Source organism: Kitasatospora sp. MBT66, from assembly GCF_000710405.2.
GTDB classification, from domain to species: Bacteria; Actinomycetota; Actinomycetes; order Streptomycetales; family Streptomycetaceae; genus Kitasatospora; species Kitasatospora purpeofusca.
This window is the reverse complement of the sequence record NZ_JAIY01000022.1, coordinates 49606-74216: the sequence shown is the minus strand read 5'-3', so window position 1 is coordinate 74216 and position 24611 is coordinate 49606. Positions and strand designations below refer to the sequence as shown.

28 protein-coding genes and 1 pseudogene are annotated in these 24611 nt (G+C 72.5%); 13 read left to right on the top strand and 16 right to left on the bottom strand.

Going from position 1 to position 24611, the window contains the following annotated elements:
- Nucleotides 1-714: 714 nt before the first annotated feature.
- The 6 genes from BI06_RS43515 to BI06_RS52075 form a co-directional block, all read right to left on the bottom strand.
- Complete coding sequence (locus BI06_RS43515; RefSeq protein WP_051743019.1) at nucleotides 715-1065, bottom strand: type II toxin-antitoxin system PemK/MazF family toxin; 351 nt, start codon at nucleotides 1063-1065, stop codon at nucleotides 715-717.
- Nucleotides 1062-1307: a hypothetical protein gene (locus tag BI06_RS43510; protein WP_063795148.1), complete on the bottom strand. Its 246-nt coding sequence runs from the start codon at nucleotides 1305-1307 to the stop codon at nucleotides 1062-1064. The genes BI06_RS43515 and BI06_RS43510 overlap by 4 nt, the downstream gene beginning before the upstream one ends.
- A gap of 951 nt (nucleotides 1308-2258) precedes the next feature.
- Nucleotides 2259-3857, bottom strand: a complete 1599-nt coding sequence (locus tag BI06_RS43505) for a replication-relaxation family protein (protein ID WP_043478206.1) — start codon at nucleotides 3855-3857, stop codon at nucleotides 2259-2261.
- A 472-nt stretch (nucleotides 3858-4329) separates the two neighbouring features.
- Nucleotides 4330-4755, bottom strand: coding sequence for a hypothetical protein (locus BI06_RS43500; RefSeq protein WP_043478203.1), 426 nt, complete (start codon nucleotides 4753-4755; stop codon nucleotides 4330-4332).
- A gap of 638 nt (nucleotides 4756-5393) precedes the next feature.
- Nucleotides 5394-6365 (bottom strand): hypothetical protein, encoded by a 972-nt coding sequence (locus BI06_RS43495; protein ID WP_043478200.1) that lies wholly within the window; start codon nucleotides 6363-6365, stop codon nucleotides 5394-5396.
- Nucleotides 6366-6566: 201 nt separating this feature from the next.
- A complete protein-coding gene (locus tag BI06_RS52075) occupies nucleotides 6567-7892 on the bottom strand; it encodes a hypothetical protein (protein ID WP_158516544.1) in 1326 nt (441 codons plus the stop codon).
- A 524-nt stretch (nucleotides 7893-8416) separates the two neighbouring features.
- On the opposite strand from BI06_RS52075, the gene BI06_RS43485 reads away from it, so the two are divergent.
- Nucleotides 8417-8614: a hypothetical protein gene (locus BI06_RS43485; RefSeq protein WP_043478193.1), complete on the top strand. Its 198-nt coding sequence runs from the start codon at nucleotides 8417-8419 to the stop codon at nucleotides 8612-8614.
- A gap of 162 nt (nucleotides 8615-8776) precedes the next feature.
- Here the strand turns inward: BI06_RS43485 and BI06_RS43480 are convergent, their stop codons facing one another.
- On the bottom strand, nucleotides 8777-9001 hold the full coding sequence (locus BI06_RS43480) for a hypothetical protein (protein ID WP_043478190.1): 225 nt from the start codon (nucleotides 8999-9001) through the stop codon (nucleotides 8777-8779).
- Nucleotides 9002-9103: 102 nt separating this feature from the next.
- Between BI06_RS43480 and BI06_RS43475 the strand changes: the two genes are divergently transcribed.
- The gene (locus tag BI06_RS43475) at nucleotides 9104-9790 is read left to right on the top strand and encodes a hypothetical protein (protein WP_043478187.1); all 687 of its coding nucleotides are present in this window, start codon (nucleotides 9104-9106) and stop codon (nucleotides 9788-9790) included.
- A 384-nt stretch (nucleotides 9791-10174) separates the two neighbouring features.
- Here the strand turns inward: BI06_RS43475 and BI06_RS43470 are convergent, their stop codons facing one another.
- Complete coding sequence (locus tag BI06_RS43470) at nucleotides 10175-10531, bottom strand: hypothetical protein (RefSeq protein WP_043478183.1); 357 nt, start codon at nucleotides 10529-10531, stop codon at nucleotides 10175-10177.
- Nucleotides 10532-10937: 406 nt separating this feature from the next.
- Between BI06_RS43470 and BI06_RS43465 the strand changes: the two genes are divergently transcribed.
- The gene (locus BI06_RS43465; RefSeq protein ID WP_051743017.1) at nucleotides 10938-11426 is read left to right on the top strand and encodes a hypothetical protein; all 489 of its coding nucleotides are present in this window, start codon (nucleotides 10938-10940) and stop codon (nucleotides 11424-11426) included.
- Between the two features lie 62 nt (nucleotides 11427-11488).
- On the opposite strand, the gene BI06_RS43460 is transcribed toward BI06_RS43465, so the two are convergent.
- From BI06_RS43460 to BI06_RS43435, 6 genes are all read right to left on the bottom strand, one after another.
- Complete coding sequence (locus tag BI06_RS43460) at nucleotides 11489-11932, bottom strand: helix-turn-helix domain-containing protein (protein WP_043478180.1); 444 nt, start codon at nucleotides 11930-11932, stop codon at nucleotides 11489-11491.
- Entirely contained in the window at nucleotides 11932-12528 is a 597-nt protein-coding gene (locus BI06_RS43455) for a hypothetical protein (protein ID WP_149030678.1), read from the bottom strand. Before BI06_RS43455 ends, BI06_RS43460 begins: the two co-directional genes overlap by 1 nt.
- A 976-nt stretch (nucleotides 12529-13504) precedes the next feature.
- The gene (locus BI06_RS43450) at nucleotides 13505-13687 is read right to left on the bottom strand and encodes a hypothetical protein (protein ID WP_043478174.1); all 183 of its coding nucleotides are present in this window, start codon (nucleotides 13685-13687) and stop codon (nucleotides 13505-13507) included.
- Nucleotides 13684-13935 carry a hypothetical protein gene (locus tag BI06_RS43445; RefSeq protein ID WP_051743016.1) on the bottom strand — a complete coding sequence of 84 codons (252 nt, stop codon included), beginning with the start codon at nucleotides 13933-13935 and terminating at the stop codon, nucleotides 13684-13686. Before BI06_RS43445 ends, BI06_RS43450 begins: the two co-directional genes overlap by 4 nt.
- A gap of 130 nt (nucleotides 13936-14065) precedes the next feature.
- The gene (locus BI06_RS43440) at nucleotides 14066-14608 is read right to left on the bottom strand and encodes a DNA-binding transcriptional regulator (RefSeq protein ID WP_043478171.1); all 543 of its coding nucleotides are present in this window, start codon (nucleotides 14606-14608) and stop codon (nucleotides 14066-14068) included.
- Nucleotides 14609-14697: 89 nt separating this feature from the next.
- Nucleotides 14698-17124 (bottom strand): helix-turn-helix transcriptional regulator, encoded by a 2427-nt coding sequence (locus BI06_RS43435; protein WP_043478168.1) that lies wholly within the window; start codon nucleotides 17122-17124, stop codon nucleotides 14698-14700.
- A gap of 259 nt (nucleotides 17125-17383) precedes the next feature.
- Between BI06_RS43435 and BI06_RS55760 the strand changes: the two are divergent.
- Nucleotides 17384-17599 (top strand): annotated as a pseudogene (locus BI06_RS55760) (DUF6444 domain-containing protein); the annotation flags it as partial.
- Nucleotides 17600-17641: 42 nt separating this feature from the next.
- Nucleotides 17642-18829 (top strand): IS66 family transposase, encoded by a 1188-nt coding sequence (locus BI06_RS43430; RefSeq protein WP_158516543.1) that lies wholly within the window; start codon nucleotides 17642-17644, stop codon nucleotides 18827-18829.
- Nucleotides 18830-19048: 219 nt separating this feature from the next.
- Here BI06_RS43430 and BI06_RS43425 read toward each other — a convergent pair whose 3' ends face one another.
- Together BI06_RS43425 and BI06_RS43420 are read right to left on the bottom strand one after the other, a co-directional pair.
- Nucleotides 19049-19417, bottom strand: coding sequence for a hypothetical protein (locus tag BI06_RS43425; RefSeq protein WP_043478403.1), 369 nt, complete (start codon nucleotides 19415-19417; stop codon nucleotides 19049-19051).
- A gap of 5 nt (nucleotides 19418-19422) precedes the next feature.
- Complete coding sequence (locus BI06_RS43420) at nucleotides 19423-19680, bottom strand: Arc family DNA-binding protein (protein WP_043478165.1); 258 nt, start codon at nucleotides 19678-19680, stop codon at nucleotides 19423-19425.
- Between the two features lie 316 nt (nucleotides 19681-19996).
- On the opposite strand from BI06_RS43420, the gene BI06_RS43415 reads away from it, so the two are divergent.
- From BI06_RS43415 to BI06_RS43385, 8 genes are all read left to right on the top strand, one after another.
- Complete coding sequence (locus tag BI06_RS43415; protein ID WP_043478162.1) at nucleotides 19997-20347, top strand: hypothetical protein; 351 nt, start codon at nucleotides 19997-19999, stop codon at nucleotides 20345-20347.
- Between the two features lie 29 nt (nucleotides 20348-20376).
- Nucleotides 20377-20898, top strand: a complete 522-nt coding sequence (locus tag BI06_RS43410) for a hypothetical protein (RefSeq protein WP_149030677.1) — start codon at nucleotides 20377-20379, stop codon at nucleotides 20896-20898.
- Between the two features lie 79 nt (nucleotides 20899-20977).
- Nucleotides 20978-21676, top strand: coding sequence for a hypothetical protein (locus BI06_RS43405; protein ID WP_043478156.1), 699 nt, complete (start codon nucleotides 20978-20980; stop codon nucleotides 21674-21676).
- A gap of 2 nt (nucleotides 21677-21678) precedes the next feature.
- The gene (locus BI06_RS43400) at nucleotides 21679-22125 is read left to right on the top strand and encodes a hypothetical protein (RefSeq protein WP_043478153.1); all 447 of its coding nucleotides are present in this window, start codon (nucleotides 21679-21681) and stop codon (nucleotides 22123-22125) included.
- Nucleotides 22126-22662: 537 nt separating this feature from the next.
- Entirely contained in the window at nucleotides 22663-23613 is a 951-nt protein-coding gene (locus BI06_RS43395) for a recombinase family protein (protein ID WP_233290545.1), read from the top strand.
- Nucleotides 23610-23768, top strand: a complete 159-nt coding sequence (locus tag BI06_RS52070) for a hypothetical protein (RefSeq protein WP_158516542.1) — start codon at nucleotides 23610-23612, stop codon at nucleotides 23766-23768. Before BI06_RS43395 ends, BI06_RS52070 begins: the two co-directional genes overlap by 4 nt.
- 33 nt (nucleotides 23769-23801) lie before the next feature.
- Nucleotides 23802-24128 carry a hypothetical protein gene (locus tag BI06_RS43390; RefSeq protein ID WP_043478150.1) on the top strand — a complete coding sequence of 109 codons (327 nt, stop codon included), beginning with the start codon at nucleotides 23802-23804 and terminating at the stop codon, nucleotides 24126-24128.
- A 107-nt stretch (nucleotides 24129-24235) separates the two neighbouring features.
- Nucleotides 24236-24595, top strand: coding sequence for a VOC family protein (locus BI06_RS43385; protein ID WP_043478147.1), 360 nt, complete (start codon nucleotides 24236-24238; stop codon nucleotides 24593-24595).
- Nucleotides 24596-24611: the final 16 nt, after the last annotated feature.

The following is a 24611-nucleotide window of genomic DNA, read 5'->3' as shown; positions in this document are numbered from 1 at the left end:
CGGGTCCCTACGGGCCTTCGGCCCTCCGTTCGACCCCGGCCTCCGGCCGGGGCGGACCCGCTCCGCGTGTCCGTGACCTGACCTCCGGTCAGGTCGGCCCGGCTTCGCTCGGGCCCCGTCGGTCACTCCGCTTCGCTCCACTCCCTCCGGACAGCTGATGCCTGATCACATGTCTGAGCTGGCTTTTTGGTTGATCTCACTACAGGCTGACTAGGGGGAGGGGTGTGCTCCGGGGGCGCGTGCGGGTCGGCTTCACTCCTGTCCCGCCGGGGAGTCGGCGGGTTCGTAGGGTGGGGCCGAGGGGTGGGCGACTAGTCTCGGTCGGGTGACTGACAAGATCGAGTGTATCAGTTCTACGGTGCTGGACGATCCCGCCGCACGTGCCGTGTGGACCCGTCGATTGCGGGTCTTTCCGCAGCGCTGTTGGGTGGTCGGAATTGCCACTCTTATTCTAGCATTCCGCTTTTCCCGGCGTTCCGAATTTGCGCCTTCCGAGGCGCGCGGAGGTGTTTCGAAATTCGGTTGCTGGAGAATCCCGCCGGTTCGTTGGTGTGGCTTGGCGGGGTCCGGTCGCCACCGTCGGCCCGGTCGTGAGGGCGGCCGGTAGCCCTGCCTGGGTCGGCTCGCTGGCGGCGCCGGGGTCCGGGCAGGCGCGCCGCGCTTCCGGTCGGCCTTGCCGGGCGGGCCGGCCTTCACCCGCTCGCCCGGGGCCGGTCAGATGTCGAGCATGAGCCGCAGGTAGGTACGGATGTCGGCGGCTTCCTTCTCGGTGACCGTGCCGAGGGGCCGGCTGCCGGTGAGGCGTTGCTCGGAGATGGTGCGCACGTCGTCCGTGCGGGCCCAGCTGGGCCGGTTGAGGCCGGACTGGGCAGAGGTGACGGGGACGTGGTGGGGCAGGCCGCGGTGCTGGGTGGTGAGGGGCACCACGATGGCCATGGCGGTGGGGAAGGCGGCGAAGAGGGGGGAGGAGACGACCACGACGGGGCGTCGGCCTGCCTGCTCGGAGCCGATGACCGGAGAGAGGTCGGCCATCCAGACCTGCCAGGGGAGGGACTTACGGCTCACGCCTCACCGGCCAGGCCGTCGCCGGCGACGGTGTCCCACTCGTCCAGCTCGCTCTGGTAGCCGGCCCAGGCCTCGGGGTCGGCCTGCAGGCGGGTGTAGGCGGTGAGGATCTGCGCCTTGCGGTGCTCGGTCAGCAGGTGCTCCAGGGCCGTTCCCAGGGTCACCCCGCCGAGGTCGTCGGCCGCCAGGCGCGCGAGCTCGTCGCGGACCTCGGCCTGCACCTTTATCGTCGTCATCGTCATACCGTCCAGGATACCCAGGGGTATACCGATCGGCGTACTGGTGGGGGCCGGACTCGGCTCGCTCGACACCCCGTCTTCGCCGCCTTCGCGGGCAACGGCCCGCCAGGCCACCCACACCACCGCCCTGGCCGCCGAGTCGGCCCGCGCCGTCAGGTCAAGAGGAAAAGAGCACAGCGCAGCGTCTGCCCGGCCGACGTGCGCACCCGCTCCCCACCCCTCCCATCACTTCGTTCAGCAGGGCAGGGGGCGCACAGAGGTTAGTCGGAGTCGGGATGAGGGAACTAACCGGGCCTGACCTGCGGATCTGCCCCGGGGCGCGGCGGGCGGGGGTGCTTGTGAACGAAACCATCAAGGAAACCACCAACGGAACCGCCAACGAAACTGCCGACGAAACCGCCAACGAAACCAGCCCGCCGCCCCGGTCGCCGTGGCGGCCTGGTGGGCGGGGGCGGCAGGCGGGCTGTCGGGTGCCCTCGCGGCCGGCTGCTCGGCGGCCTGGCCGTCGCCGGTCCGCCCTGGCCGGAGCGGCGGAGATCCGGTCTCCGGGTCGGCGCGCGGCACCAGGTGGAGGAAAAGAGGCACAGCGCAGCGTCCGGCGAGCCGACGTGCGCACCCGCCCCCTACCCCACCCATCACTCCGTTCAGCAGGGCAGGGGGCGCACAGAGGTAAGTCGGCATCGGCGTGGGGAAACTAACCGGGTCTGACCTGCGGAATTCCCGCCGGATGGCTTGGCGGACGGTTCCTCTAAACGAAACCAGAGACGAAACCTGGTACGCCACCAGAAACGAAACCAGAGGGGAAACCAGAGACGAAACACGGGGTACGAGGCCGCGAAGGAGCTTCTCCTTTCGACGTCATCAGGGTGTGCGTTCCGTTCGGCCTGTTCTGAAATGCCGGAAGGGCACCGCGACCGGGTGGTCGCGGTGCCCTTCCGGCGGTGCCTGCCTGGCCTAGTTGGAGCTGCGGGCGGGCCATTGCTTGGCGTGGAGTTGGCGCATTTCCCACCAGGGATCGTTCAGCTGCCCCTTACGGGCTTGGCGTTCTTCGGAGCGGGTGGGCTTGGGCAGAAGGAGTCGGCCGAGTCCGTTGTTGCGGCGGTCGATCTCGCAGGAGGGGCACTCCAGGGCTTCGGCGGGGGCTTCCTCGGTCAGTTCCAGGACGGAGTCGAACGCGCCGCCGAGGGGGCCCTTGCAGGTCCAGCAGGGCCAGCGCTTGGCGTGGGCGTCGCGGACGGCTTGCTGCTTCTTCTCGGCCGCGTCGGCGGCGGCCTTCTGTCGGCAGTCCCAGCAGGACTTGGTGCCGTCGCTGGCGCATCGCTGGTCGTCGAACTCGTCCGCACGGCGGTCGCAGGTGGGGCAGCGGGTGGCCTCCAGCCGCCGTTCCTCGGCTTCGTGGGCGTCCTGGGCTTCGGCGTCGAGGCGGGCCTGGACGCGGGCGCGGTACTCGGTGTGGGCGAGTGCGTCGTGGAGGGTCTGCCACTCGTTGGCGCCGAAGCGCCACCAGATCGCGGCGTGGGGGCCGTGTTCCTTTAGCCGGTCGAGGTGGCAGGCGAGGATCGGGATGCTGCCGGTGAAGTCGAAGGGGTCGCCGTTCTTCCAGCGGTTCAGGCTGGTGGGCCGCCAGTGCTTGCGGGTGAGGTCCTTGACCTTGTCGATCAGGTTGTTCAGGCCCCGGGGTCCGGCGCCGGCGAGGACCAGGGCGATGGGCGGCAGGGAGTCGGGGTCGGCCATCGGGTAGCGGCGGCGCCAGGTCGGGAGCTTGTCCGCGTCGCTGTGGTGGCCCTCGTGGGTGGGGTCCTTGTAGGTGAGGGCGAAGTACTCGGCGTACCGGTCGAACTTGGCAGCGATGAACTCCGGAGTCTCGTTGTGGAGGTCGACTTCGACCAGGAGCAGCGGGACGCCGTCGGCGGGGGCGGTGAGGACGGCGTCGGCGAACTGGGTGCGGTCGCCGGGCAGCGGGTGCGGGGCCTCGGTGACCCAGTCCGCGATCGTGCCGATCGGCTCGCCGGGGGTGGCCGGGCTGGTGAAGGCGACGATGGTGTCGTTGACGGCCATGGCGTGCGGGGCGCCGGTGGCGCGGCCGACCGAGCGGGCCCGGCCGCCGACCTTCCGCGAGGAGGGCAGGGTGGACTTCGCGGCGTCCAGGCCGAGATCGGTCAGTCCCCAGATCACCGCCCCGGCTCCGACGGGGCGCACCGGCTTGCGCTTCGGCTGGCCCTTCGGCCGGGCCGACTTCGGCTCTGGTGCTGCCGCCGGGTCGGCGTCGGCCGGGTCCTGCTTGGACGGCAGCCCGGAGGTGGTGCCGCGCTGCTCGGTCAGCTTGTTCTTCATCAGGTCGCGCAGGCCGCTGGCGACCGTGTTCGGGAACTCGTGGTCGGGCTGGGCCAGCAACCACGTCTGCTTGACGGTCGCGACCTTCAGCACGCCGAGCACCTGGAGGATGCTGTGGCGCAGCGGGCCGGTGGAGCCGTTCTGGTAGGCCTTGGCGCGGACGAAGTGGAGGCGCTTCTTCGGCGCCGGCTGCTCGGCGGGCTCCTGGTCCTGGCTCATGCCGGTGCTCCCCGTGGTTGGTGATCTTCCGGGTTCTTCGATACCTCATGCCACCGACAGCCGGGCCCGGCGCCCGCCCTCGCCGCCGCCCCCATCACCCAGCCCGATCACCGAGCGGGCAGGCCGGCAGGCCGAAGAGACGGGAGGGCCACTCAGCGGCCCTGGAGCGCGCAAAACACCGCACGCCCCAGAACCGCCAACCACAACTACCAACAGACAGGGGCACAGAGGGGTTGCCGGGGTTTCGGCGAACCTTGGATTCGGGGCCTGACCTGCGAAAACGTGCCTGTTCCGGTGTTGACCGGTGGTCGGGGAGGTGGAGGGGGAGCAGGTCGGGGAACTGGAGGGGGAGTCCAACGTCCTCCGACGGGCTCCAGCGGGGCGAAATCACCGCTGTGGGGCTCCCGTTGAGCGTACCCGTGCCGGGGCCGGCGGACACCGGATTCCGTCGCCGCGCACCACCGCGGCCGTGTCAGGCGAGCAGCCGCCCGGTGCCGGCCACCGTCGGGTCCGGACCCGGGTCAGGCACCGGGGCGGGGCGCAGCCGGGTCGGCGGGGCCGGCTGCTGGCGGGCGGCGGCGAGGTGTTGGGGGATGACGGCGGCCAGGCCTTCGGCGGCCTCCAGGAGGAGGGGGTCCTCGCCGGGTCGGTCGAGGAGGGCCTGGGCGAGGTGGAGGGCGGCTTCGAGGACGGCGGCGGGGGCGCGGACCATGCGCAGGGCGGCGATGGCGTCTACGGCCCGTTCGGCGGGCTGCGGAGCGTCGGGGTGGGCTGGGAGGTCGGGGACGGGCACGGGGCGGCCCCAGGGCGGCGGCTGGCGGCCTTGGGGGCGCTGCGGGCCGAGGGCGCGGGCCGCGCCGGGGCCCAGCGCGCGCCGGGCGGCCGGAGGGGTGCTCACGCCGGTTCAACGAGTCAGGTCGGCCGCGGTGGCGGCCGGCCTGCCCGCGGGGCATCAACCGGGGCCGTACGGGCCCCCGGGGTACGGCTTCGCTGCGCCGGGGGGTCGCACAGGGAAGTTGTCGGCGCTCGCGGGACCCCTTGTCCACGGCTGTGACCTGGGGCGTTGACGCCGGTCCGCTGGTCGGGAAGGGAACCTGAAAGAGAACCTGAAACGGGACCTCAAAGAGGACCCCGAACGGAACCTCAAACGGCACTCCAAACGGAACCAGGCCGACCAGGCCGGACGGCGGCCGGGACAGTCCGGCCGGCTCGACCACGGCGTCGGCACCGGGGCGCCCGCCGGCCGCCCGCGCGCAGCCCCTCCACACCACCGGCCCCGGGCGTACAGGACACCCTGAGTACTGCTTCGCTCTCGTGCCGAAGGCCCCGTGCAGAGAAGTAGTCGGCGTTCCGGAGAGCGGTTGTCCCCGGCTCTGACCTGCGGCATCAAGGTGTTCGGGGGGCTATCTCGATGCAACCTCCGGAGCAACCCGTGAGGCAACTTCCGGAGCAACGTCCGGGGCAACCTCCGACGCAACCTCCGGAGCAACCAGCGCCAGCGCCGCGCCGCCAGCCGTGCGGCGCCCTGGCGGGTGGTCAGTGCGGGTTCGGGTGCTGCCAGGCGCCGGCGGGCAGGGCCTTGGGGTCGCGGTCGCGGTGGGCGGCGCGGAGGGCGGCGATGGCGGCCAGGGCGGTGGGGTGGAGGGCGACCTGGTCGTGGCGCGGCTCGCGGACGAAGCGGTCCGGGCCGTCGGGGCCGCCGTGGAGGACCGCGGCCCACTGGGGGACGTCGTGGATGCCGGCCTCGACCCAGCCGACCGGGCGGCCGTGGTGGAGCAGGACGTGGACAGGGCGGGCTTGGGGCCGGGCGGCGGCGTGGTCGCGCCACATGGTGCGGGCCCAGCCGTCGGTGAGTGGGCGCGCCCACTCCCACGGCCCGTACCGCTCCACCGGCCGGGCGGGCACCTCGGCTTCGCGTGGGCGGCTCATCAGCTCGCGCCAGCGGTCCTCGGCCGTCTGCTCAGGGGAGTGGCCACCAATGCTTTGACCTGCGTCGGCAAGGTTCGCCGGAGGCGGTGCGTCACGGTCTTCGTCACGAATACCGGACCGAGGAGCAGCGTCGGCGGGCAGGCCGGCGACGGTCTCGGGGCCGGCGACGGCGACGTGGTGGCGGTGGTGGAGCTCGGCCTGCTGGAGGATCCGAGCCAGGACGTCCGGCAGCGCCTGGTGGAGCAGCGCGAGGGCCTGGTCGGCCTCGGCGGCGGTGCCGGCCTGGACGGTGTGGAGGTAGTCGTGGACGGCGTCGTCGACGTTGGCGGCCAGGCGCAGCAGCTGCTCGGCCGGCGCGCCGGTGGGGGCGGCGTCGGGCGGCAGCGAGAGCAGGGCCGGAGCGGTGGTGGCGGCCGCCGGGGCCGGGGCGGTGGTCTTGCGGCGGCGGTAGGCGGCGCTGCGGCAGTTGGTGTTGCAGTACTGCGGTTGGCGGCCGCGCCGGCCGGTGGTGGGGGTGAGTTCTCTGTCGCACGCCAGGCAGCGCGGGACGTCGGGCGGGCCTGGCTGGTCGGGGATCACGCGACAAGGCTAGGCGCGGGTGGTGGATATCGTGACGCCGCCGCCGACCTTTCGTGACGCCAGCCTTGGAACAGCCCTGTCACCAGGAAGAACGCGGGACAACCTGGCGGCCCGGTGTCACGGAATCACGATTCGCACCGGGTCCGGCGGTCGGGCCCCGGAGCCCACCTTGATGGCTGGCCGGCGGCCGGCCGGGCCGGATCAGGCGCGCTGCTGGTCGAGTGCGGCCACGAGCAGGGAGACGGCGTAGGTCGCGTCGCGGGAGAGCCAGGGATCGCCGTCGACCGCGTCGATGACCAGGCTGCCGTCGATGTAGCTGCCCCAGGCGTCGCCGGCCCTGGCGACCCAGCCCACCAGCCGGCGGTCCGAGGCCCGGACCGCGAACACGTCGGGGGCGGCGGCCCAGCCCTCCACGACCAGGTCGCTGTCCGGCAGCCTCCACGAGTCGCTCGGGGCGCCCAGGCCCCGGGCGAGCGGTGACACGGACGTGCGCTCCGCGGCGAGCGCCAGCTGCAACTGCTCGGGAAGAACCGGGGCCAGCTCGCCGTCCGGGTCGAGGGCCGGGCCGGCCGGGGCCGGCTGCCGTACCGGCCGGGCAGCAGGCGGCGCTGCGGAGTGCAGCGGACCGACGGCCGCGGGCGCCGCACTGCGCGACGCACCGGCGGCGGGCGCCGCATCGCGCAGCGGGGCCGGGGCGCTGCGCACGGGCTCGGCGAGGGGGCGCAGCGTCTGCGCAGTACCGAGCGCGGGCCCGGTGGTTTCGACGCGCGGGGAAACAACGAGCCGCGGCCCGGGCGGTGCGGCAGCGGGCTCGGGGACAACCGGCCGGGCGGCATCGGACCTCTCGAAGCGGTCCGGGACAACCCGTTGCGCGCCGGGGACAACATCAGGAGCCGACGCGATGGTTTCGACGCGCGACGATTCAACCGGACTGGGGGCGCCGGTGGTTTCGACGCGCGACGATTCGACCAGATCGGCCGCCGGGGCGTCGGCGAGTGCAGCGGCGGCGGCTTCGCGCTGCGCCCGGCCGCGGGCGGAGACCATCTCGAAGCGCAGCACGTGGGCCTGGCGCAGCAGGCGCTGCGTGGCCCCGGTGACGTTGGCCTCCAGGAGCTCCAGCGCGCGGCTGGCGGCCGGGTCCTCGCCGCCCTGGCGGGCCTGTTCCAGGCGCTGAAGGTAGCGGGCTGCGCCGCGCTGCACGGCGGCGGCCAGCTCCAGGAACTCGGCGGCGCCAGCGTCCGGCGCGGCCGGGATATCGACGCGCGAGGTAATGAGGGCGTCCGCGACGGCATCCTGCTGGTCTTCGGCGCGGCGCCGCCGGTAGGCCTTCGACGAGCACGCCCGACCGCAGTAGACCGGCCGCCGGCCCGGGCCGGCGGCGCGCAACGCCGTTCCGCACTCGGGGCAGGTCGGCGCCTCCGGCTCCGGGTTGATTCGTCGCGCGTCGATTCCACCGTCGGCCGTGATTCCTCGCGCGTCGATTCCGTCGGGGTCGCCGTTCCGTCGCGCGTCGAAAACCTGTTCCATGATCCGGATCGTAACCGGCGCCCCGGACAGGCCCTTCGCCGGCCGCGCACCGCACCGGTCGTGCGCGCCTGCGCAGAGCGCCTTGCGCATCCCGTTGCGCAGCACCGGCCGCTTGCGCAAGACCCGTCGGGCCGGTTGCGCAGTCACTCTCCCGGGGGAACTGCGCGCCGCCGCGCACCCGCCCCACCCGGCCGGGCGGGTGCGTACGCACCGGGGCTGCGGACCGCGGTGTCCGTGCCGGAGAGCCGGCCCCGGATGCGGCCTGGGAAGAGCGAGGCGGCCGACGGGCAGGAGGACCAGGAGCTCGACGTCCTCCCACTGCGTGGCCACCCGCACCGCCCGTGACCTGCGATGGGGAGTTTCGGCAGGTGAAACTCACCGGCGCTCGCGCACCGAACTCACCGGCCCTGCCGGGCGGTGCATGAGGCGACTGCGTGCCCGTACGCAGTTCCGCCGGTGGCGGAGTTCGGCTGCGATCAGCGGCGGGTAGGGCTGTGCGTGTCCGACGACCGGAGGGGAACGCAGTGAGCGAGAACGAGCGGCTCAAGTCGCTGATCATCAGCGCGGCGCAGGAGCTGTGGGACGACAAGGAGGCGCTGGGGAAGTTCCTCGGCGTGGTGCGGCGCGGCGACGGGTGGACGCAGTTGGCCGACGAGCTGGAGAAGAACCGGCCGGCGAACGCCACGTTCTACGGCGTGAAGAGCGCCGAGTTCCAGGCGTAGCCGTCCCACCAGGTGGCCCGCCGCTCCCCCTCCAGGGGGTGGCGGGCCACCGCTGTGACCTGCGGCGGGGAGTTTCGGCGGGCCACCTCACCGGCCGAACTCACCGGCGCAGACGCCGCTGCCGGCAGCCCGCCCGAGGCACCAGGTGCTCGCGCGGCAAGGTCAGCTCAGGTCGTCCGGCACCGCGGCGGCTGTCAGGCCGCCGGGGCCGAGCCGACGACGGGAGGCCGGCACCGCGGGCACCGCGGGCGCTTCGACGGCGGCCGGCTCCAGGAACGGGGCCCGCTCGACCGCGAGGAGCCGGGCCCCGGCGGACGACTGCACGGGGGTGTCGGCGGCGGGCTCGGAAAAAGGCTGCCACAGCGGGCGCCGGTCGGAGGAACTCATGATCACAGTCTCCCAGGTCCACCCCGCCCGGCCACACCGAACAGGCCGCCCCACAAGCCTCAGCCGGGCACGATGGAGACAGGAACCGGCAAGGGAGCAGCGATGCGCACCGCAGACGTCGTGGTCGGCGAGACCTACATCGCGAGCATCCCCCAACGCCTCCCGGAGGAACTGCGCCGCCCGGGAGACACACCCGAGCAGTGGCGGGCGAACACGCAGTTGCACCTGGTCCGCGGCCGGCGCATCACGGTGACCGTGACCGGCTTCGGCGAGGAACCCGACACCGTCGTGGTCAGCCGCGACCTCCCGGCCGGCCGCGCCCGGCTGCGCCTGACCGCCGAACAGGCCGCGGCCCTCGACCTCGCCGAGGGCCAGGAGTACGAGATCACCGGCATCGTCACCGACGCGGACGGCGAGGCCATCGCGTTCCCCGGCACGGTCACCCACACCATCCCGGCCCGCTGGCTGCGCCCGCCCGGCGAGCGCCTGGTGCTCCACCCGGACACGGACCGCTTCCACCGGGCGCTGGTGTGCCGGGACGCGGACCAGATGACACCGGCCGAGATCGACCGGGCGGCCCAGAAGGCGCTGGAGCAGCTCCACCACGTCCGGGGCCTGGCGCTGGAGGACCCGAACGTCGACCATTCGGTGCTCACCGCAGAGGCCGACCACCAGGAGTGGCTGCGGATCGCCGAACAGGTACGGAAGGCCGGCCTGGCCGTCTACGACCCGCGGACCGATCCCGACGCGGTGGAGCACCCACCGCTGATCCGCTTCCGGCAGACCTGACCGACAACCCGGACAGCATGGCTGTCCCACCCTGTCCCAGGCCCGGGCTCGCGGCACCGCCACCTGGGCAAACAGGGGGCCATGTCCTAGGACCGCCCCGGAAAATCGGGGCATACCGGGCGAGCTGGGACGATGCCGGGACAAGGTCTCTCGGCCTTGTCCCGGGCGCGGCGCGACGGTGCCCGCCGGTGATGGCCCGGGTTGTGCGTCTCGGGTCCGACGGGCACCGGCAGCAGCGTAGCGGGCGCGGCACCGCCGGCCCGGCTTCCACCGCGCAGGTGCCGCGGGTCTCCGGGCACGACGACGGCGATCCGCACAGCCGGCCACGGCGGGGCGGGCCACATCGCCGGCCCCGGCGTCCGGCCCTCGGGCGCGACGCCGCTGTCAGCCGCCGGACTCGCTGTACACCTGCTCTCGCGCCCGAATGTCGTCGGCACTGAAGCCGTTGTAGTCCGCCCAAGCGTCGAGGGTGTCGCCGAAGTCCTTGGTGCTGTCCTGCTTGTCCTCGACCCGTTCGATGCGTGCCCAGGGCAGGATGCAGCGGCCGACCTGAAACCCGTACTGCTGGCCGTCATCGCTCCTCTTGACCACGAGTTCGGTCCAGCAGCCGGTGATGATGACGCCCCAGTCCGTGAACTTCAGATACTTGCTGTCCACGTCGATGCCCGCCAGCCACCAGTCGGGCTCGCAACCACCGTCCACCAGGGTGATCGTGTAGAGGTAGTCGTTGCTGTCCTTCATGGCCGGTCCCCTTGTGCCCCGAGCTGGTCCTGTCGACGCTTCTCCCGACCCGGAACAACGAGCGGACGCCTCGTTGGGCACTGACGCCGGCGGGCACGGTCCACTGCGGCAGGCCCGCCACCGGCGTGGGCTGATCAACAGCGCGGCCGGAGCCCTGGGGCAGGGGGGTGCCCGGGGCTCCGGCCGTGGGAGGCGCCGACCGCCTGGAGGCGCGGCCGACCTGCTCGGCAGCCCGGTGGTTGCCCGTGGTGAGGCTGCCGTGGCGGGAATGCTAGACCCGCCCCGCGCCCAGGAACAGGCCCGTGACCTGCCTTCTTTCGAGCGCGAACATGCCAGTCGGCCGTACCGGGCACCCACGCGGTGAAACCGCTGGCGGCCGACGGCCCGCGCCCGACAGACTTCGCCGATGGACACCCTGCCGCCACTTCCCGGCCCGCTCCCCTGGCCGGTGCCCGATCCCCGCGCCCACCACTTCGTGACGCACTACTCCGACATGCACGACCTGGTCGCCGACCTGGTCGTGCCGGAGCAAGCGCCCGCCTACGTGGCGAGCGTGCTGGAGACCTCGCGCGAGCTGATCCGGCACTCCTACTACCGGTACGAGTTCACCACCGTCGCCCTCACCCACTCCCTGTTCGGCCTGGAGCGCGCGCTCGCGGAGCGGCTGGCCGTCAAGAAGCCGTTCCAGAAGCTGATCGAGCAGGCCGCCGATGACGGCCTCATCACCGCCGAGCTCGCCGACCGCCTCGACGCGGGCCGCCTGCTGCGCAACAAGCTCGCGCACGGCGACCTCACCGGCACCGCCCTCACCCCGGCGCTGGCCATCAGCATGGTCCGCGCAGCCTTCGACACTGCCGCCCTGCTCTACCCCGAGCCTGCCGTCGAAGGTCAGTGAGCAGCAGCTCGGCAGGTTATGTCTGGCGATAACTTCTGTGGGCTTCTAACCCGCACTCGCGGTCAGCCGGTGGCGGCCAGGCCCCCGCGCCCGCCGCGGGGCGGCCTGCGGTGGTAGGCCGGGAGGATCACCTCGGGGACGCCAGCCGGCACCTCGGAGAGCGCCTCGACCCACTCCTCCTGGCTGCCCTTGAAGGCGATCCGCGGGTTGATGCGGTGCAGGCCGTTGGAGACGCGCCAGATGAGGCCGAGCTCGGCCAGGCGCCCGAGAGCCGGCGAGATGTTGCTCTTCTTGGTGCCGAGCCGATCGGCGATCTCCTCCAGCGTGAGGGGGACCCAGCCGCCGTCCGTCATCTCACTGAGCACCGTGTGCCAGACGTCGTACTGCAGAGTTGTCAGCCGGTACAGGGGGAGTGCCCGCGAGAGATCCTGCGCCGTGAACACCGAGTCCTCAGCGGTCAGGAAGGTCGCGGTCTCCTGCTCCTGGTCGTGGCGTTCGGCGGTCATCACAGCGACTCCAGCTTAGGTCGACGGGTGCGGCGCGGCGGACGGACCTCGCCCTCGGGCAGACGGATCTCGGGGATGCTGTCGGGCATCAACGCCAGCGCGCGCTGCTGCTCGGCACTGCTGCCCCAGAACGCGATCCGCGGGTTGATCCGGTAGCGACCGCGCTTCTCCAGCCACATGAAGCCCATGTCGAGGAACTTCGCCAGAGCCTCCCCGGCTTCCTTGCGGCCGATGCCCAGGCGCTCGCCGAGCTTGATGACCGTCGTCAGGACGATTCCGCCCTTGAGCTGGGCGCCGAGCATGGTGTGCCAAACGTCGTACTCGGTGGCGGTCAGGCCGATGAACGGCAGCTTCGCCGACAACTCCTTGGAGGCCATGTAGAAGGTGTGCCCGAGGAAGTCGAAGTCCTCACGCCGACCGGCCGCCGGCTCCGGCGCCGGAGCCGGGTTCACCGACACGGACTCGCCCGGCTCCAGGCGGATCGCGACGACGTTCTGCCCGCCCGCGGTCTCGGGCGGTGGGGGCTTGGCGGGCTGCCTGCCCGGCCGGGACGAGGGAAGGCGCACCACACGGCCGCCCGTCGAGGGACTGATCACCACCAAAGGTTATCCCAGGAGATAACTTTTGTGGGTCTAGGACCCCCATTCGGCGCGTCGAATCCGGAGTGTGGGGCTACAACCCTCAGTTACTCGCCGGTAACGGGGGTTATGACCCCACATTCGTTCCACGTTCCCCCAGGTCAGAGCGCTGCGCCTCTTTACATACCCAAGAACCACTTGCCCCGCCGCACGCTCTCCCATCGGGCTCCGCCCGATCCCGCAAGCCGTGGCGCCGGGCTCGGTCAGCGGGAGGGCTACGGCGCCTCCGGCGGACTTGTCGCCCGTGCCGCTCCCGCTCCCCGGGCCCGGCGCCGTACGTCGGCCTGCTGACCGTTGTAGCTGAGGTGTACAGCGCCGATCACGGAAGTCCGGCTGCCGCCGGACCCGGGCCTTGACGGCCCTTTCCGCGCTCATCAGCCACAAGGCGAGCGCCCGTGCCGGGCGGGCCCGGCGGTGGCGGATTCAAGTGATCCTCCGGTCCGCGTCGGCGAGCCACAGCTCTGTCGCAGGTCGTCCTGGTGGTGCGCGGCGATCTCGTCCAGGTGGTGGTGACCTGGGCAGGTGCTCAGTGGTGGGCAGGCCCGCACGGCCGGGGCAGGTCGGTGCGGAAGGTGCCCGTGCCCGGCACGGGCACCCGCCACCGGACGAAGGGCAACTGGACAGGGCAAGGGCCGTCAAGGCCCGGCCCGGTGCGCTGTCGGCGCGCAGCGTCGATGGCGCAGTCCAGGCGGCAGCAGGATGGTCCAGCGCATCCGGGCGCTGGTCACGGGTGCGGGGGCGAAGCACGCCGCGACCAGCCCCAGCGGTGCTGCAGTCCGCGACGGCCGCCCAGTTGCCGCCCGAGTCCGGAACGGGCGGGGAGACTGAGGGGAGGGTCCGCGGCCGCCCGGACGGCCGCGCAGGCCGTAGGCTCACGCGCTGAGGGGCCCTCGCTATTCGAGCGCGAGGGCCCCTCTTCACTGTGGGCCGCGGGTCAGCCGGCGGCCCAGTCGTAGACCTCGTCCTCGCCGTAGCCGGCCAGGATCTCGGCGGCGGCCTCGGACAGGCGGCGGGTGATGTCGGCGGCAACGTCCGGGTGGCAGTGGACCTCCACGCCGACGCTGCGGAAGTCGCCCTGATCGTCCGCGTCGGCCTGGTCGCCGGTGTCGTCGCTCACCGGACGGCCTCTCCGTCGGCGGGGCCGGTGGTGCGGACGATGGCTTCGACGTCGAGCTGGTCGGCGAAGTCGCCGAGCGCGGAGCCGAGCAGGCCGACGGTGTACGGGTCGAGGTCGGCGTGGCCGGTGGCGGCCCAGCCCTGCCAGATGTGGGAGAAGCTGCGCAGCATCGCGGTGACGTCGGCGACGGCGAGGTGCTGTTCGCCGTCCAGGTCCCGCAGTTCGAGCTGTACTCCGGTGGCGCTCACGGTGGAATTCCCTTTCGTCGGGCGAATTCGATACTGGTCGGCGGCCGAAGGTTTATTGAAATGGCCGGCGAAGCGGTCCCGGGTGGTCGTTCGGAATTCGGATCGGCGACATGAGGGTGCTGAGCAGGGGTTACAGCTCGACGTCCATCCACGCGATGTCGTTCAGCTCGACGTCGAGGCCGGCGGCGCGGTGGCCGTTGTCCTTGAAGTAGTGCTCGCGCAGGCCCTCGGCGAGGATCCGCTCCTGCTGGGCCTGGGTGGCTCCGGCGTCGCGGGCGGCGTAGAGGCGGCGGGCGACCTCTCCGGGCATCTTCTGGGTGATCGGGCGCTGGCGCGGGTCGTCGGTGGAGCCGGCCGCCGAGCTGTAGCCGAAGGTGGCCTGGATGTGGAGCATGAAGCCGTTCTTCTCCGCGTCCCGGCGCACCCGCTGCTTCACCCGCGGCTGCCACTTCGCGCGGACCTGCTGCTCGACCTTCTTCGCGGCCGCGGGCTTGGGGGCGCCCTGACCCTTGAGCCAGCGCTGCACGGTGCGCTGCGAGACACCCAGCTCCTGGGCGAGCTGCTTGGTGGAGCCCTTGGCGCCCTTCAGCAGGAACCGCATCCGCGCCGGCACGGACTGCGGGATGGGCTTGGTGCGCTCCGCGCGCTCCAGGCCATCGTCGATCTCCCCCATCGGACTTCTCCTTCCTGACGCCCCGAAGGCGCCGCGATTCATCGGGCACGGGCGGCCCGCCGGCCGGGTGCCGGCGGGTCGGGGTGGCGCTACTCGTCGGCGGACACGACTCCGCCGGCCTTCATGTGCCGGGCCGGGTTGGTCCCGTCGGCGACCAGCTCCAGTACCTCGCCCATCGGCCTGGAGCCCTCGAACTTGACCATCCCAGGCGACACCCCGAGGCGCAGCGAGGTGGTGAGGGTGCCGTCCGGCTTGGTGAGGACGTCCAGGGCGCCGGGGCCGGACGAGGCAAAGACGGCACAGTCGGACAGCACGGCGAAGCAGTGCAGGCCGGTGTCGCCGGTCATCTTGCGGAGCTTGCGGTGGAGGTTGACGGTGGCGGTGTCGATGACCAGGGCGCGCATCAGCGGGTCCCAGGTCGGCCGTTCCAGGGCGGCCCAGCGCTCGCCCGGCTTGTAGCCGTGGCCGCGGGGACGCTCGCGCATCTTGCCGATGGTGCCCTTGGCGGTCTGCTTGATCGCGGTGAGGACCGCGAGCTCGGCCGGGTCGCCCTGCTTGATGGCGGCCATGGCGTCCAGGAACGCCAGCGGATCGGTGTCGGCGAGGGTGAGCGGGACACCGAGGGCGGCCATGGTGTCGACGTACGCGGCCCGGAGCCGCTTGTGCCACGGGTCGAGGTACGGGCCGCTCTGGTGGCGCAGCCAGCCCTCAGTGGGCTGGACTGTGGCGCCGAGCTCGCGGGCGTAGGCGACCTTCGCCGTGGAGTACCAGGCCGGCCCGGTCGGCCGGGAGCCGTCGGCGGTGAACGGGCTGGGCAGGAGGGGACTCGTCTCCACGCCGGACAGGTCCACCAGCCACGAGCCCGGCACCTTCTGGTCGAAGGCCGGGTTCAGCTCGTGCACCGGGCCGGACAGCGGCAGCACCAGGCGGCCGGCGGCGGCGAGGAACGCCATGTTGACGTCCAGGCCGACCGCGAACGGCGCCGCCTGCTCCGCGTCGGTCAGCTCGCGGTGCCAGTCCCAGGCCTCGGTGACCAGCTCGCCGCCCGGCTCGCGGTCCTGGGCGAGCGGGTGGACGTCCGGCACCTCCGGCGGCGCGGGGTCGAAGGCGTCCTTCGGCCGGGAGCCCTCCACGGCGCCGGAGGTCCAGCCGGCGTCGGTGCGCACGGCCCGGGTCGGCGGGCGCAGCGCGGTGACGAGCTCCAGGCCGGAGACGGCGGTGGAGCCGCGCGGGGTCAGGACCCGCTTCGCGTAGGTGCCGAGCAGGCGCGCCAGGTCTGCGGCGGGCAGGCCGTCGGGGATCTGCCAGCCGCCGGAGGCCAGGGCGCCCCAGGCCGGGATGCACAGCTGGACGCACTGGCGCTTGCCGTCCTCGGGGGTGCGGTAGACCCGGGCCCACGGCCCGAGGCCGCGCTGGGTGAGCAGCCAGCCGGCCTTCTCGACCTGCTTCACGGCCTTGTGGGTCTTCGGCAGCTGGCCCAGGCGCTGGACGAACTCGCGCTTCTCGTCGCGGCCCATCGGCGGCAGGCCCAGCTCGGCGAGCGCGGCGTCGGTGAGGACGACCAGGGCGTCGCCGTCCTTGCCGTGCCGGTGGAGCCGGGGCGAGCCGAGCTTCACCTCCAGTGCCCACTCCACGACGTCGGCGAGCGTGCGCCCGGTCGGCGCGGTCGGCGCCTGGGTGCCGTCGGCGAGGTAGGCCGCCAGGCCCTTGCCGTTCGGGGCGACGTCGAGCACCGCGAGGGGACCGGCCGGGAACCGCGCGGCCGCGGCAGCCTCCCAGTCGGACGGACCCTCAGCAGTCGAGGCCGCCTTCGCCGGAGCCTTCCGAGCCCGCGACGCCGCCGCCGGACGCGACGACCCGGTACGGCGAGGTGCAGCGGCCGGACCGGCCGCAGGGCGGGCAGGGGCGACCGGCGGCGCCACGGTGGCCGGAGCCTGCTCGGCGGCGGCCGGCTGCGCGGCCGCGGTGCACCAGCCGCCCATGTGCACCGGGCGCCCGCCAGAGCGGTACGGCGTCGGGCGCCCGCACCGCGCGCACGGCTGGGGCTGCCCTGCGACCAGGTCCCCGGCCGCGTCGCGGTCGAGCTCCACGGCCTGATCGCCGTCGAATGTCGCCAGCACCGGCGCGGGGGCGGGAGCGGGAGCGGTCGGCGTTGCTTCGGCCGGGGCGGCCACCGTCGACTCGGCCACCGGAGCCGGAGCCTGGTCGGCGGCGGGCGCGAGGCCAGCGGCCTGGGCCCGGCGCAGCCACTCGGTGGGCTCGACCGTGCCGTGGCGCAGCGCCAGTGTCGCGAGGAACCGGATGTACACCTCGCGCTTGGGCGGCCGCGGGTCGGTCGACCCAGCTTCCCAGCGCACGATCGTCTCCCGCCGTGTCTTCAGCGCGGCTGCCAGCTCCTCCTGGGTGTACTCGGCGGCCTTGCGCAGCCGCTCCCGCTCGGCGGGCACCGGCAGGTCGTCAGCAGGCTTCGGCCGCTCCAGCAGCGCGTCGATCGCCGCGAACAGGTCGTCGCTCATGATCACCTCCCCTTTCACCAACCAGCATAGCGCGAAAGTCACTTTCGGATGTAACTTTCCCTGTCACTTTCACTCGTTTGGGGATGCCAGCCGACGCCCAAGGTCCAGGGGGGTCTGGACATCAGCCGGATAGGGGTGGCGACACCACGCGGACATGGGTGGCGACACCACGCGGACATCCTTAAGAGAAGGTGACTGGTTTGGTGGCCCTGGCGCACTGAGTTGATCTTGGCGTTCAACTCGTTGATCATTGGGTCCCGTGTTCGAGACCCCGCCGCTGCCGAGCTATGCGGAACTGGTTACGCTCGTCGGCGAGTTGCGGAGCGAGTTGGCGGCCGCCAGGGCGGAGATCACTGAGCTGCGTGCGGAGAACACGGAGCTCAAGCGGCGTCTGGGGATGAATTCGAAGAACTCGTCCAAGCCGCCGTCCAGTGACGGGCTGGCGAAGCCTGTGTCGCTGCGCAGGCCGTCGGGTCGGGGCCCTGGCAAGCCCCGCGGCGGTGCCGGGGGTGCGTTGATGCAGGTCGTGGAGCCGGATGTGGTCGAGGTCCACGGCCCGGACGCCTGCCGAGGGTGCGCGGGTGACCTTGCCGAGGCCGAGGTGGTCTCCATCGAGCGGCGGCAGGTCTTCGACCTGCCCGAGATCCGCCTGTGGGTGACCGAGCACCGCATCGAGCATCGCCGTTGCGCGTGCGGGCAGGTCACCGCTGCCACCTCGCCCGGAGCGCCCGCGGCCCCGGCCCAGTACGGGCCCCAGATCAAGAGCCTGGCGGTCTACCTGCTCACCCGCCAGCACCTGCCCTACGAGCGGTGTACCGAACTGCTCGCCGACGTCGTCGGCGCCGACGTGGCCACCGCGACCCTGCTCGGGTGGGCCGGGCAGGCGGCCAACGCGGTCGCCCCGCACACCGAGGCCGTGCGCCGACAGCTGATCGACTGCGAGATCGTCGGCTTCGACGAGACCGGCACCCGCATCGCCGGCCGTACCTGCTGGGTCCACACCGCCTGTACCCGCTCGCTGACGCTGTACCAGGTCCACACGAAACGCGGCGTGCACGCGTTCGAGGCGATGGGCGTCCTGCCGCACTTCACCGGCGTCGCGGTCCACGACGGCTGGAAGCCCTACAAGACCTACACCGATGCGGCCCACGCCCTGTGCAACGCGCACCACCTGCGCGAACTGACCGCCGTCACCGACAACGCGCCCGCCGGCCGCCCCGAAGCCTGGGCCGAGGCGCTGGCCACACTGCTCGTGGAGACCTGGGACGAGATCAAGACCATCCGGACCGCACACCCCGAGGCCACCGGCTTCACCGTCGACGCCCTGGAGCACATCACCGCCCGCTACGACGAGATCATCACCGCCGGACGGGCCTTGCACCCGCCACGCGCTCCCGGCCAACCGCGCCGCAAGCGGGCGAAGGCCTCGAACCTCCTCGACCGCCTCGACACCGAACGCGACCAGGTCCTGCGGTTCGCCTTCGACTGGCGCGTCCCGTTCGACAACAACACCAGCGAGCAGGCCATCCGGATGGCCAAGATCCAGCAGAAGATCTCCGGCGGCTGGCGCACGACACAAGGGGCCGAGCGCTTCTTCGCCGTGCGCGGCTACCTGTCCACCGCCGCCAAACACGGTCGCAACCTGCTCGACGACATCACCCGGCTCTTCGACGGCCGAGGTGCCTGGATCCCCACCCCGACCTGATCACCAAACCAGTCACAAGAGAAGTAGCTAAGAACGCGGCGAGCCCCTCCCGGGCGCCCGAAGGGCATCTACAGGTGGATTCGCGCGCGCGGCGCGGGGCCGGTGGCGCGTCGACGTGGGCGGGGAGAGCGGACGGGGGGAGCCTGGCTGGCTGGTGGCGTCGGCATGCAGACGGCCGGGCCCCCTTGCGCTGGAAGCCCGGCCGTCTCGATGGCGGGGTTATGGGGTGAGGTCGATGACGCGCACCGGCCGGCCCTTCCAGCGGGCCGGGTCGACGGTGGCGACCACCGCGCCGTCGGGGCGCTCCGGGGTCGGGGCGGCGGCGTAGCGGGTGTGGGCCTGGGCCCAGGTGTTGTCCTTGGCCAGCGCGAGGGCGGCGGCGAGGTCGAGGTCGAGGACGGTCACCCCGGGGAGGGCGGCGAGGTGTTCGGCGGTGCCGGGACGTTCGCGGTCGGCTTCCACGAGGGCGCAGGCGGGGGCGTACAGGTACCAGTCGGCCTCCGCGTGGGCGCGGTGGATGAGGCGGGAGGCGAGGATGTTGCCGCGGCCGGCGGCGACCATGGCGGTGTCGTCGAGGACGACGTGCAGCGCGGTCACTGACCGCCTGCCTGGGCCAGGCGGCGGTCGAGTTCGGCGTCGAGTTGCTGGGTGTGCGCGGTGTCGGGGTCGTAGCCGTTCCAGGCCTGGAGTTCGCGGCGGGCCTGCTCGGCGCGCTCGGCGCGCTCGGCGGGGGTGAGCAGGGTGTCGGCGAGGCGGGCCAGGTAGGCGCGCAGGGACAGATGCTCGGCGGCGGCGACCTCGGCGAGGCGGTCGCGGGTCTCGGCGGGGATGCGCACGTTGGCGTCGGCCATCGGGTGGTGCTCCTCTCAATCCCCGTCAGGATACGGGTACGTACCCGCATCCTCCAATAGGGTACGTACCCGTACCCGTACCCGCTATGATCTCTGCGGGGCGGACCCGCCCCCACCCGAAGACCGAAGCGGCGAGGAGCAGCAGTTGGAAGAGCGGGACGTCGCGCTCGACCCTCAGGACCTGGCCGCGGCCTCCTGACGGGGCCGCCCCGGGAGCGGGCGGCAGCGGCTCGGTGCCGCCCTGCCGGGACCGGCCGCCGGGCGGGTTCGCCCAACGGCCCCTCGCGGACGGCCCGGGTGCCCTACGGTCGGGCCCATGGTGAAGCTCTTCGGTCGGCGCGAGGCCGACGACGACAACCCCGCGTACGGGTACGGCCCAGGCCGCCGTCCGCTGTGGACGGAGCGCGACCGCGACGCGGAGGAGATCCGCAAGGTCCTGCGCAAGGGCGGGCGCAAGGAGTTCGGAAGCCGGGACGGCGGCTTCGCCGTCGAGGGCACGTCCGCCGGCGATGGCGAGCCGTTCCTGGTTGCCTGCACCGGCGGGCGCGACCAGGCCGCCGAGCTCGCGACGTACACCGAGCTGCTGACGGCGGCCGGATGGCGCGTCGAGGCGGACCCGGACGACCGGCTCAGCATCCAGGTGTGGCCCGCCCGGGCCGCCCGCTGACACCCATCCACCGAGAGGAACCCCCGCACGTGAAGCACGTTGCCGCCGCCGACCAGCTCGCCCAGGTCCACCTGCAGGCCGCCGTCGCCCAGGCCGCCCTGGGCGAGTTCGAGGAGGCCGGGCGCCGCCTGGACGCGGTGCTGGCGCTGGGGCCGGAGGACCTGCTGGCGATGGCGCGTACGGCCGCCGCCTACATCGACTCGATCACCCTGGTCACCGGCAACGAGTTCGCCACCGGCAAGCCCGCCGCGAACGCCAGCGACCAGAGCGTGAGCCTGGACGAGCGGGTGCCGCCGGCCCGGGCGCTCACCCTTCGGCTGATGTCCGCCTGGTCGTCCAAGGACCCCGAGTCCTTCGACGCGCTGTTCGCCGCGGCGGCCGGCAACGCGGCCGGGGCCAGCCACGTGCGGGACCTGTTCGTCTACGCGCTGGAGTGGACCGAGAACAAGGCTGCCTCCGCGTCGAACCCGCAGGTCATGGTCAAGTCCCTGTGCAAGGCGATGAACGAGCACGGCCCCTCGCCCTGGCGGTGGACACGCCCAAAGGGCTGAGCGAGACACAACCGACCGGGCCCGGTGTCGTTGAGCCGGTGCGCAGGCGTGGGCCCGCGCCAGACGAAGGGAGACGGCAGTGCCGAACGTGGCCACCGCCGAGCAGAGGACGGCCCAGCGCCGCATGGTCGGCCGGGTCAACGCCAGCGGAGTGCTCAACCGCGACGGCCTGGCGTTCTGGCGCGAGGCCGACTGCGGCGAGTTCTACCCCGACGCGGACGAGGTCGCCGCCGACCTGGCAGTGCTGCAGGTGCCGTGCGAGGTCGTCACGGCCTACCGGTTCCCGCTGGCCAACAGCCGCTCCCAGCGGCCCCGCAAGGGCTACGAGGTGCGGATCGCCACCAAGGACCTGCCGTCACTGGAGGCGTGGATGCCCTCCCTCAAGGACCGGCCCCCGATGCCCGAGGACGCGCCCGGCTGGAGCTTCATGTACTTCCAGCCCAAGCCCGGCCGGATGGAGGTCTTCTTCCACACCAGGTTCGCCGCGGCTTGGCCGTGGTGGACGGAGAAGCAGGCCGGGCGGATGGGCCTGCTGTGCGCCCAGTGCGGCTACGACCTGCGCAAGCAGGACGACGAGACCCGCCTGCCCTACAACATCCCGACCAAGCCCGGCGGCTTCCGGCTGGTGTGCGGGGTGTGCTGCGACGACGGCAACGACGTCATGGACCAGGCGGAGCGCGCCGCTGGCGCCGCGATGGTCGCGGCTGGGGCGGCTTCGCCCGTGCCGGTACAGGCGGCGCCGTCGGTGCCGGCCACCTTCACCGGCGGTGGTTCGTGAAGATGCTGGTCTCCAGGATCAGGTGGCTCCTGAACAGCGCGGAGGGCGAGCTGGTCCCGGCCCACCGGCAGGTGGCGTACGGCGACGACCTGGCCGAGCGGGTGAGCGAGATCCTCGCCGCCGAGAACGCGGTGCTGCGGCTCGGTGTGCTCGGCGCGCTGGACGCGGTGGTCCGCGACGCCGCCCGCTACCGCGCCGACCAGGTCGACCGGTGCGACTACCTCGACCGGCAGGCCAAGGTGCTGCACGACCTCATCGACGCCACCGGCGACGAGGATTCACGCTGGATCGCCCAGGACGCCGAGGAGCGTGCCGACCGCGCCCGTCAGGCAGCCGAGACCGATGCCCGACTCAACGCCACGCCCCCGCCGGCACCGCGCACGGTCACGCCGTGGCCGCACCCCACCACCACGGCGATGATCGCCGCCCGGGCGAAAGCCCGGAAGTGATCACGCCGGTGGCGGGATACTCGTCGGTGAGGGTCCGCGCGTCGACGAGCGGTGGCGCGGACCCTCGACCCTCTTCGTGGACACCCTCTTGAACAGATCGTTGAGCGCCGGGCGTACGGCCGGGAGGCGAACGGGCGTCCGGGAAGAGTTTCGGTCGAAACTCTTCGGGCTGGCGTCCAAAGTTCGAACGCCAGCGCCAAACGTTTCGGCCGAAACGTTTGCAGGCTGCTGATCCGATGATCGGCGGGGCCGGGCGGACTCGCGAAGCTGCCGCCAATCGACATGTAGCTGTACGTGACTACCGTGACGGTGTGTCACTCTCACAAATGAACAGTTGCGAGAGTTCTGAGAGACCCCCGGAGCGTGTCCGGTTTGTCCGCGTCTCCACTCGCAGAAAGCCTCTCAAAACTCCGGCATTCTGCAACACACTTCTGAGAGACTTCCGGCATGGATCTGACACCCGATCAGGCCGCATCTGCGGTGGAACGTCACGATTGCCCGAAGTGCGAAGCCCCGGCGGGCAGTCCGTGCCGGACGATGGGCGGCAAGACCGCGGCGAAATATCACACCGCCCGGTTCATCCTCGTCCCCAGGCTCCGCGAGGACCTGGAGGTACTGGTGCCCGCCGACCGCGGCCCGGGCAAGCCCTGGCACCGGCGGCCGGCCCCCGTGCTCGCCCCGGCGCCCGAGCACGCCGCCCCGCCCATCCGGATCGGGTACGCGCGCTGCTCGACCGCCGAGCAGGAACTGGAGAGCCAGCTCGTCGCCCTGGCCGCGGCCGGGTGCGCGAAGGTCTTCCAGGAGAAGATCAGCACCCGCATCAAGCACCGGCCGCAGATGGAGGCTGCGCTCGGCCTCGCCCGCCAGTTCAAGGAGGCCGCCCCCGACCAGGTGGTCATCCTGACCGTCCACGAGTCCAAGCGCCTGGCCCGCAACGCCGCCGAGCTCATGCAGATGGCCGCCGACCTGGAGAGGGCCGGCATCCTGCTCGAACTCCTCACCGGCCCGATGACCGGCATCTACGACCCCAACGGCTTCGGCGCGATGTTCTTCGCCGTGCTGGCCGTCGGCGCCCAGCTCGACCGCAACTACATCCGGGAGAAGACCCTGGAGGGCCAGGTCGCCGCCGCGGCCAAGGGCAACCACGGCGGCCGGCCGAAGGTCATCGACGAGGACATGCTCACCTTCGCCCTCGCGCTCAAGGCCAAGGGCGTCCCGGTCCCGGAGATCGCCGGGAAGCTGGTCATCAAGGACGGCAAGAACGCGGGGAAGAGCCCCTCCGTCGCCTCCGTCTACCGGGCGCTCGCCGAAGCCGAGGATGCCGCCCTCGAAGCCCCGGCCGAGGACGACCTGCCGCACCGGCCGGTGCCCGCCCGCGTCCGCCGGCCCGGCGACCCGCTCACCGCCGAGGAGAGCGACCTGCGCGCGCGCCTGGTCGCCCAACGCGCCGCTCTCACCATCGCCGACCTCGAAGAGGTGCACCCGTGATCCCCAGCCTGCACCGGATGAAGGGCGGCGCGCTCCAGCTCGGCGCCGAGGAGCCCGGCCTGCCCGGACCGTTCGGCGCCTGGAGCGACGACGACGGCCAGGAGCCGCAGGAGGCCGTGGCCGCCGGCCAGAGCGAAGACGGGCTCCGGTGCTGAGGATCCGGCCGGACGGCGCGCGACCCTGGAGACGTGGCCCGCATCCGCTACTGCGAGAACTGCGGCGCCCGGCTCCCCCTGAAAGCTCCGGCCCGGCGCCGGTACTGCGACGACGTCTGCCGCTCGCAGGCGTACCGCAGGCGGGTCGCCTCCGAGCGGATCTGGACGCTCGGGATGATGCTCGCCGAGGCCGAGCACTTCGGCGACCGGCGCATGATCCGGCTGCTGACCTGCCCGGAGTGCGGCGTCATCACCTTCGCCGGAGCGATCCACCGCATCGACATGCGGTTCTGCAGCGGGAAGTGCCGCTCCCGGGCCTACCGGCGGCGCGCTGCCCGCCGGGCCCGCCTCGCAGCGTGACGTCAAGCCGTTGCGGAAAACGGCGTGCTACCGGCGGTATGACGCCTTCACGTCACGCTCCAGCCCCGTACGAAGCGCAGGAGTCAGAACCCTCCGGAGGTAGGCCCGTGTTCAACACCGTACGTACCGTGATGACCTTCGCCGTGGACCCCCAGGCGTCCGCCCGCTGGTGGGGCGAGCTCCTGGACGTCCCCGTGAAGCTGGACGTCAGCGACACCGGGGCCGTCTACGCCTGGGTGGAGATCGGCGGCGTCGAGGTGGGCTTCCACCCGGCGGACGACGAGCGCAACCCCCGCGGTGGCAGCCCGGTCGTGTACTGGGGCGTGGACGACGTCGACCGGGTCCGGGAGCGGCTGCTGGCGGCCGGTTGCGAGCATCACCGCGGGCCGTTGGAGATCGAGCCGGGCCGCAGGATCGCCCAGCTGCGCGACCCGTTCGGCACCATCGTCGGTATCGAGGGCCCGTAGAACGCGCCGAAGGCCC

Bases quoted from the DNA above. Each gene is read 5' to 3' on its own strand.
- BI06_RS43395 (WP_233290545.1), top strand. From the start codon at position 22,663: ATGGGCGGCAAGACCGCGGCGAAATATCACACCGCCCGGTTCATCCTC.
- BI06_RS43460 (WP_043478180.1), bottom strand. From the start codon at position 11,932: ATGACCGCCGAACGCCACGACCAGGAGCAGGAGACCGCGACCTTCCTG.
- BI06_RS43470 (WP_043478183.1), bottom strand. From the start codon at position 10,531: ATGAAGGACAGCAACGACTACCTCTACACGATCACCCTGGTGGACGGT.
- BI06_RS52075 (WP_158516544.1), bottom strand. From the start codon at position 7,892: ATGGAACAGGTTTTCGACGCGCGACGGAACGGCGACCCCGACGGAATC.
- BI06_RS43440 (WP_043478171.1), bottom strand. From the start codon at position 14,608: ATGGGGGAGATCGACGATGGCCTGGAGCGCGCGGAGCGCACCAAGCCC.
- BI06_RS43480 (WP_043478190.1), bottom strand. From the start codon at position 9,001: ATGAGTTCCTCCGACCGGCGCCCGCTGTGGCAGCCTTTTTCCGAGCCC.
- BI06_RS43400 (WP_043478153.1), top strand. From the start codon at position 21,679: ATGCTGGTCTCCAGGATCAGGTGGCTCCTGAACAGCGCGGAGGGCGAG.
- BI06_RS43510 (WP_063795148.1), bottom strand. From the start codon at position 1,307: ATGACGATGACGACGATAAAGGTGCAGGCCGAGGTCCGCGACGAGCTC.
- BI06_RS43415 (WP_043478162.1), top strand. From the start codon at position 19,997: ATGGTGAAGCTCTTCGGTCGGCGCGAGGCCGACGACGACAACCCCGCG.
- BI06_RS43420 (WP_043478165.1), bottom strand. From the start codon at position 19,680: ATGGCCGACGCCAACGTGCGCATCCCCGCCGAGACCCGCGACCGCCTC.
- BI06_RS43430 (WP_158516543.1), top strand. From the start codon at position 17,642: ATGCAGGTCGTGGAGCCGGATGTGGTCGAGGTCCACGGCCCGGACGCC.
- BI06_RS43465 (WP_051743017.1), top strand. From the start codon at position 10,938: ATGGACACCCTGCCGCCACTTCCCGGCCCGCTCCCCTGGCCGGTGCCC.
- BI06_RS43435 (WP_043478168.1), bottom strand. From the start codon at position 17,124: ATGAGCGACGACCTGTTCGCGGCGATCGACGCGCTGCTGGAGCGGCCG.
- BI06_RS43505 (WP_043478206.1), bottom strand. From the start codon at position 3,857: ATGAGCCAGGACCAGGAGCCCGCCGAGCAGCCGGCGCCGAAGAAGCGC.
- BI06_RS43475 (WP_043478187.1), top strand. From the start codon at position 9,104: ATGCGCACCGCAGACGTCGTGGTCGGCGAGACCTACATCGCGAGCATC.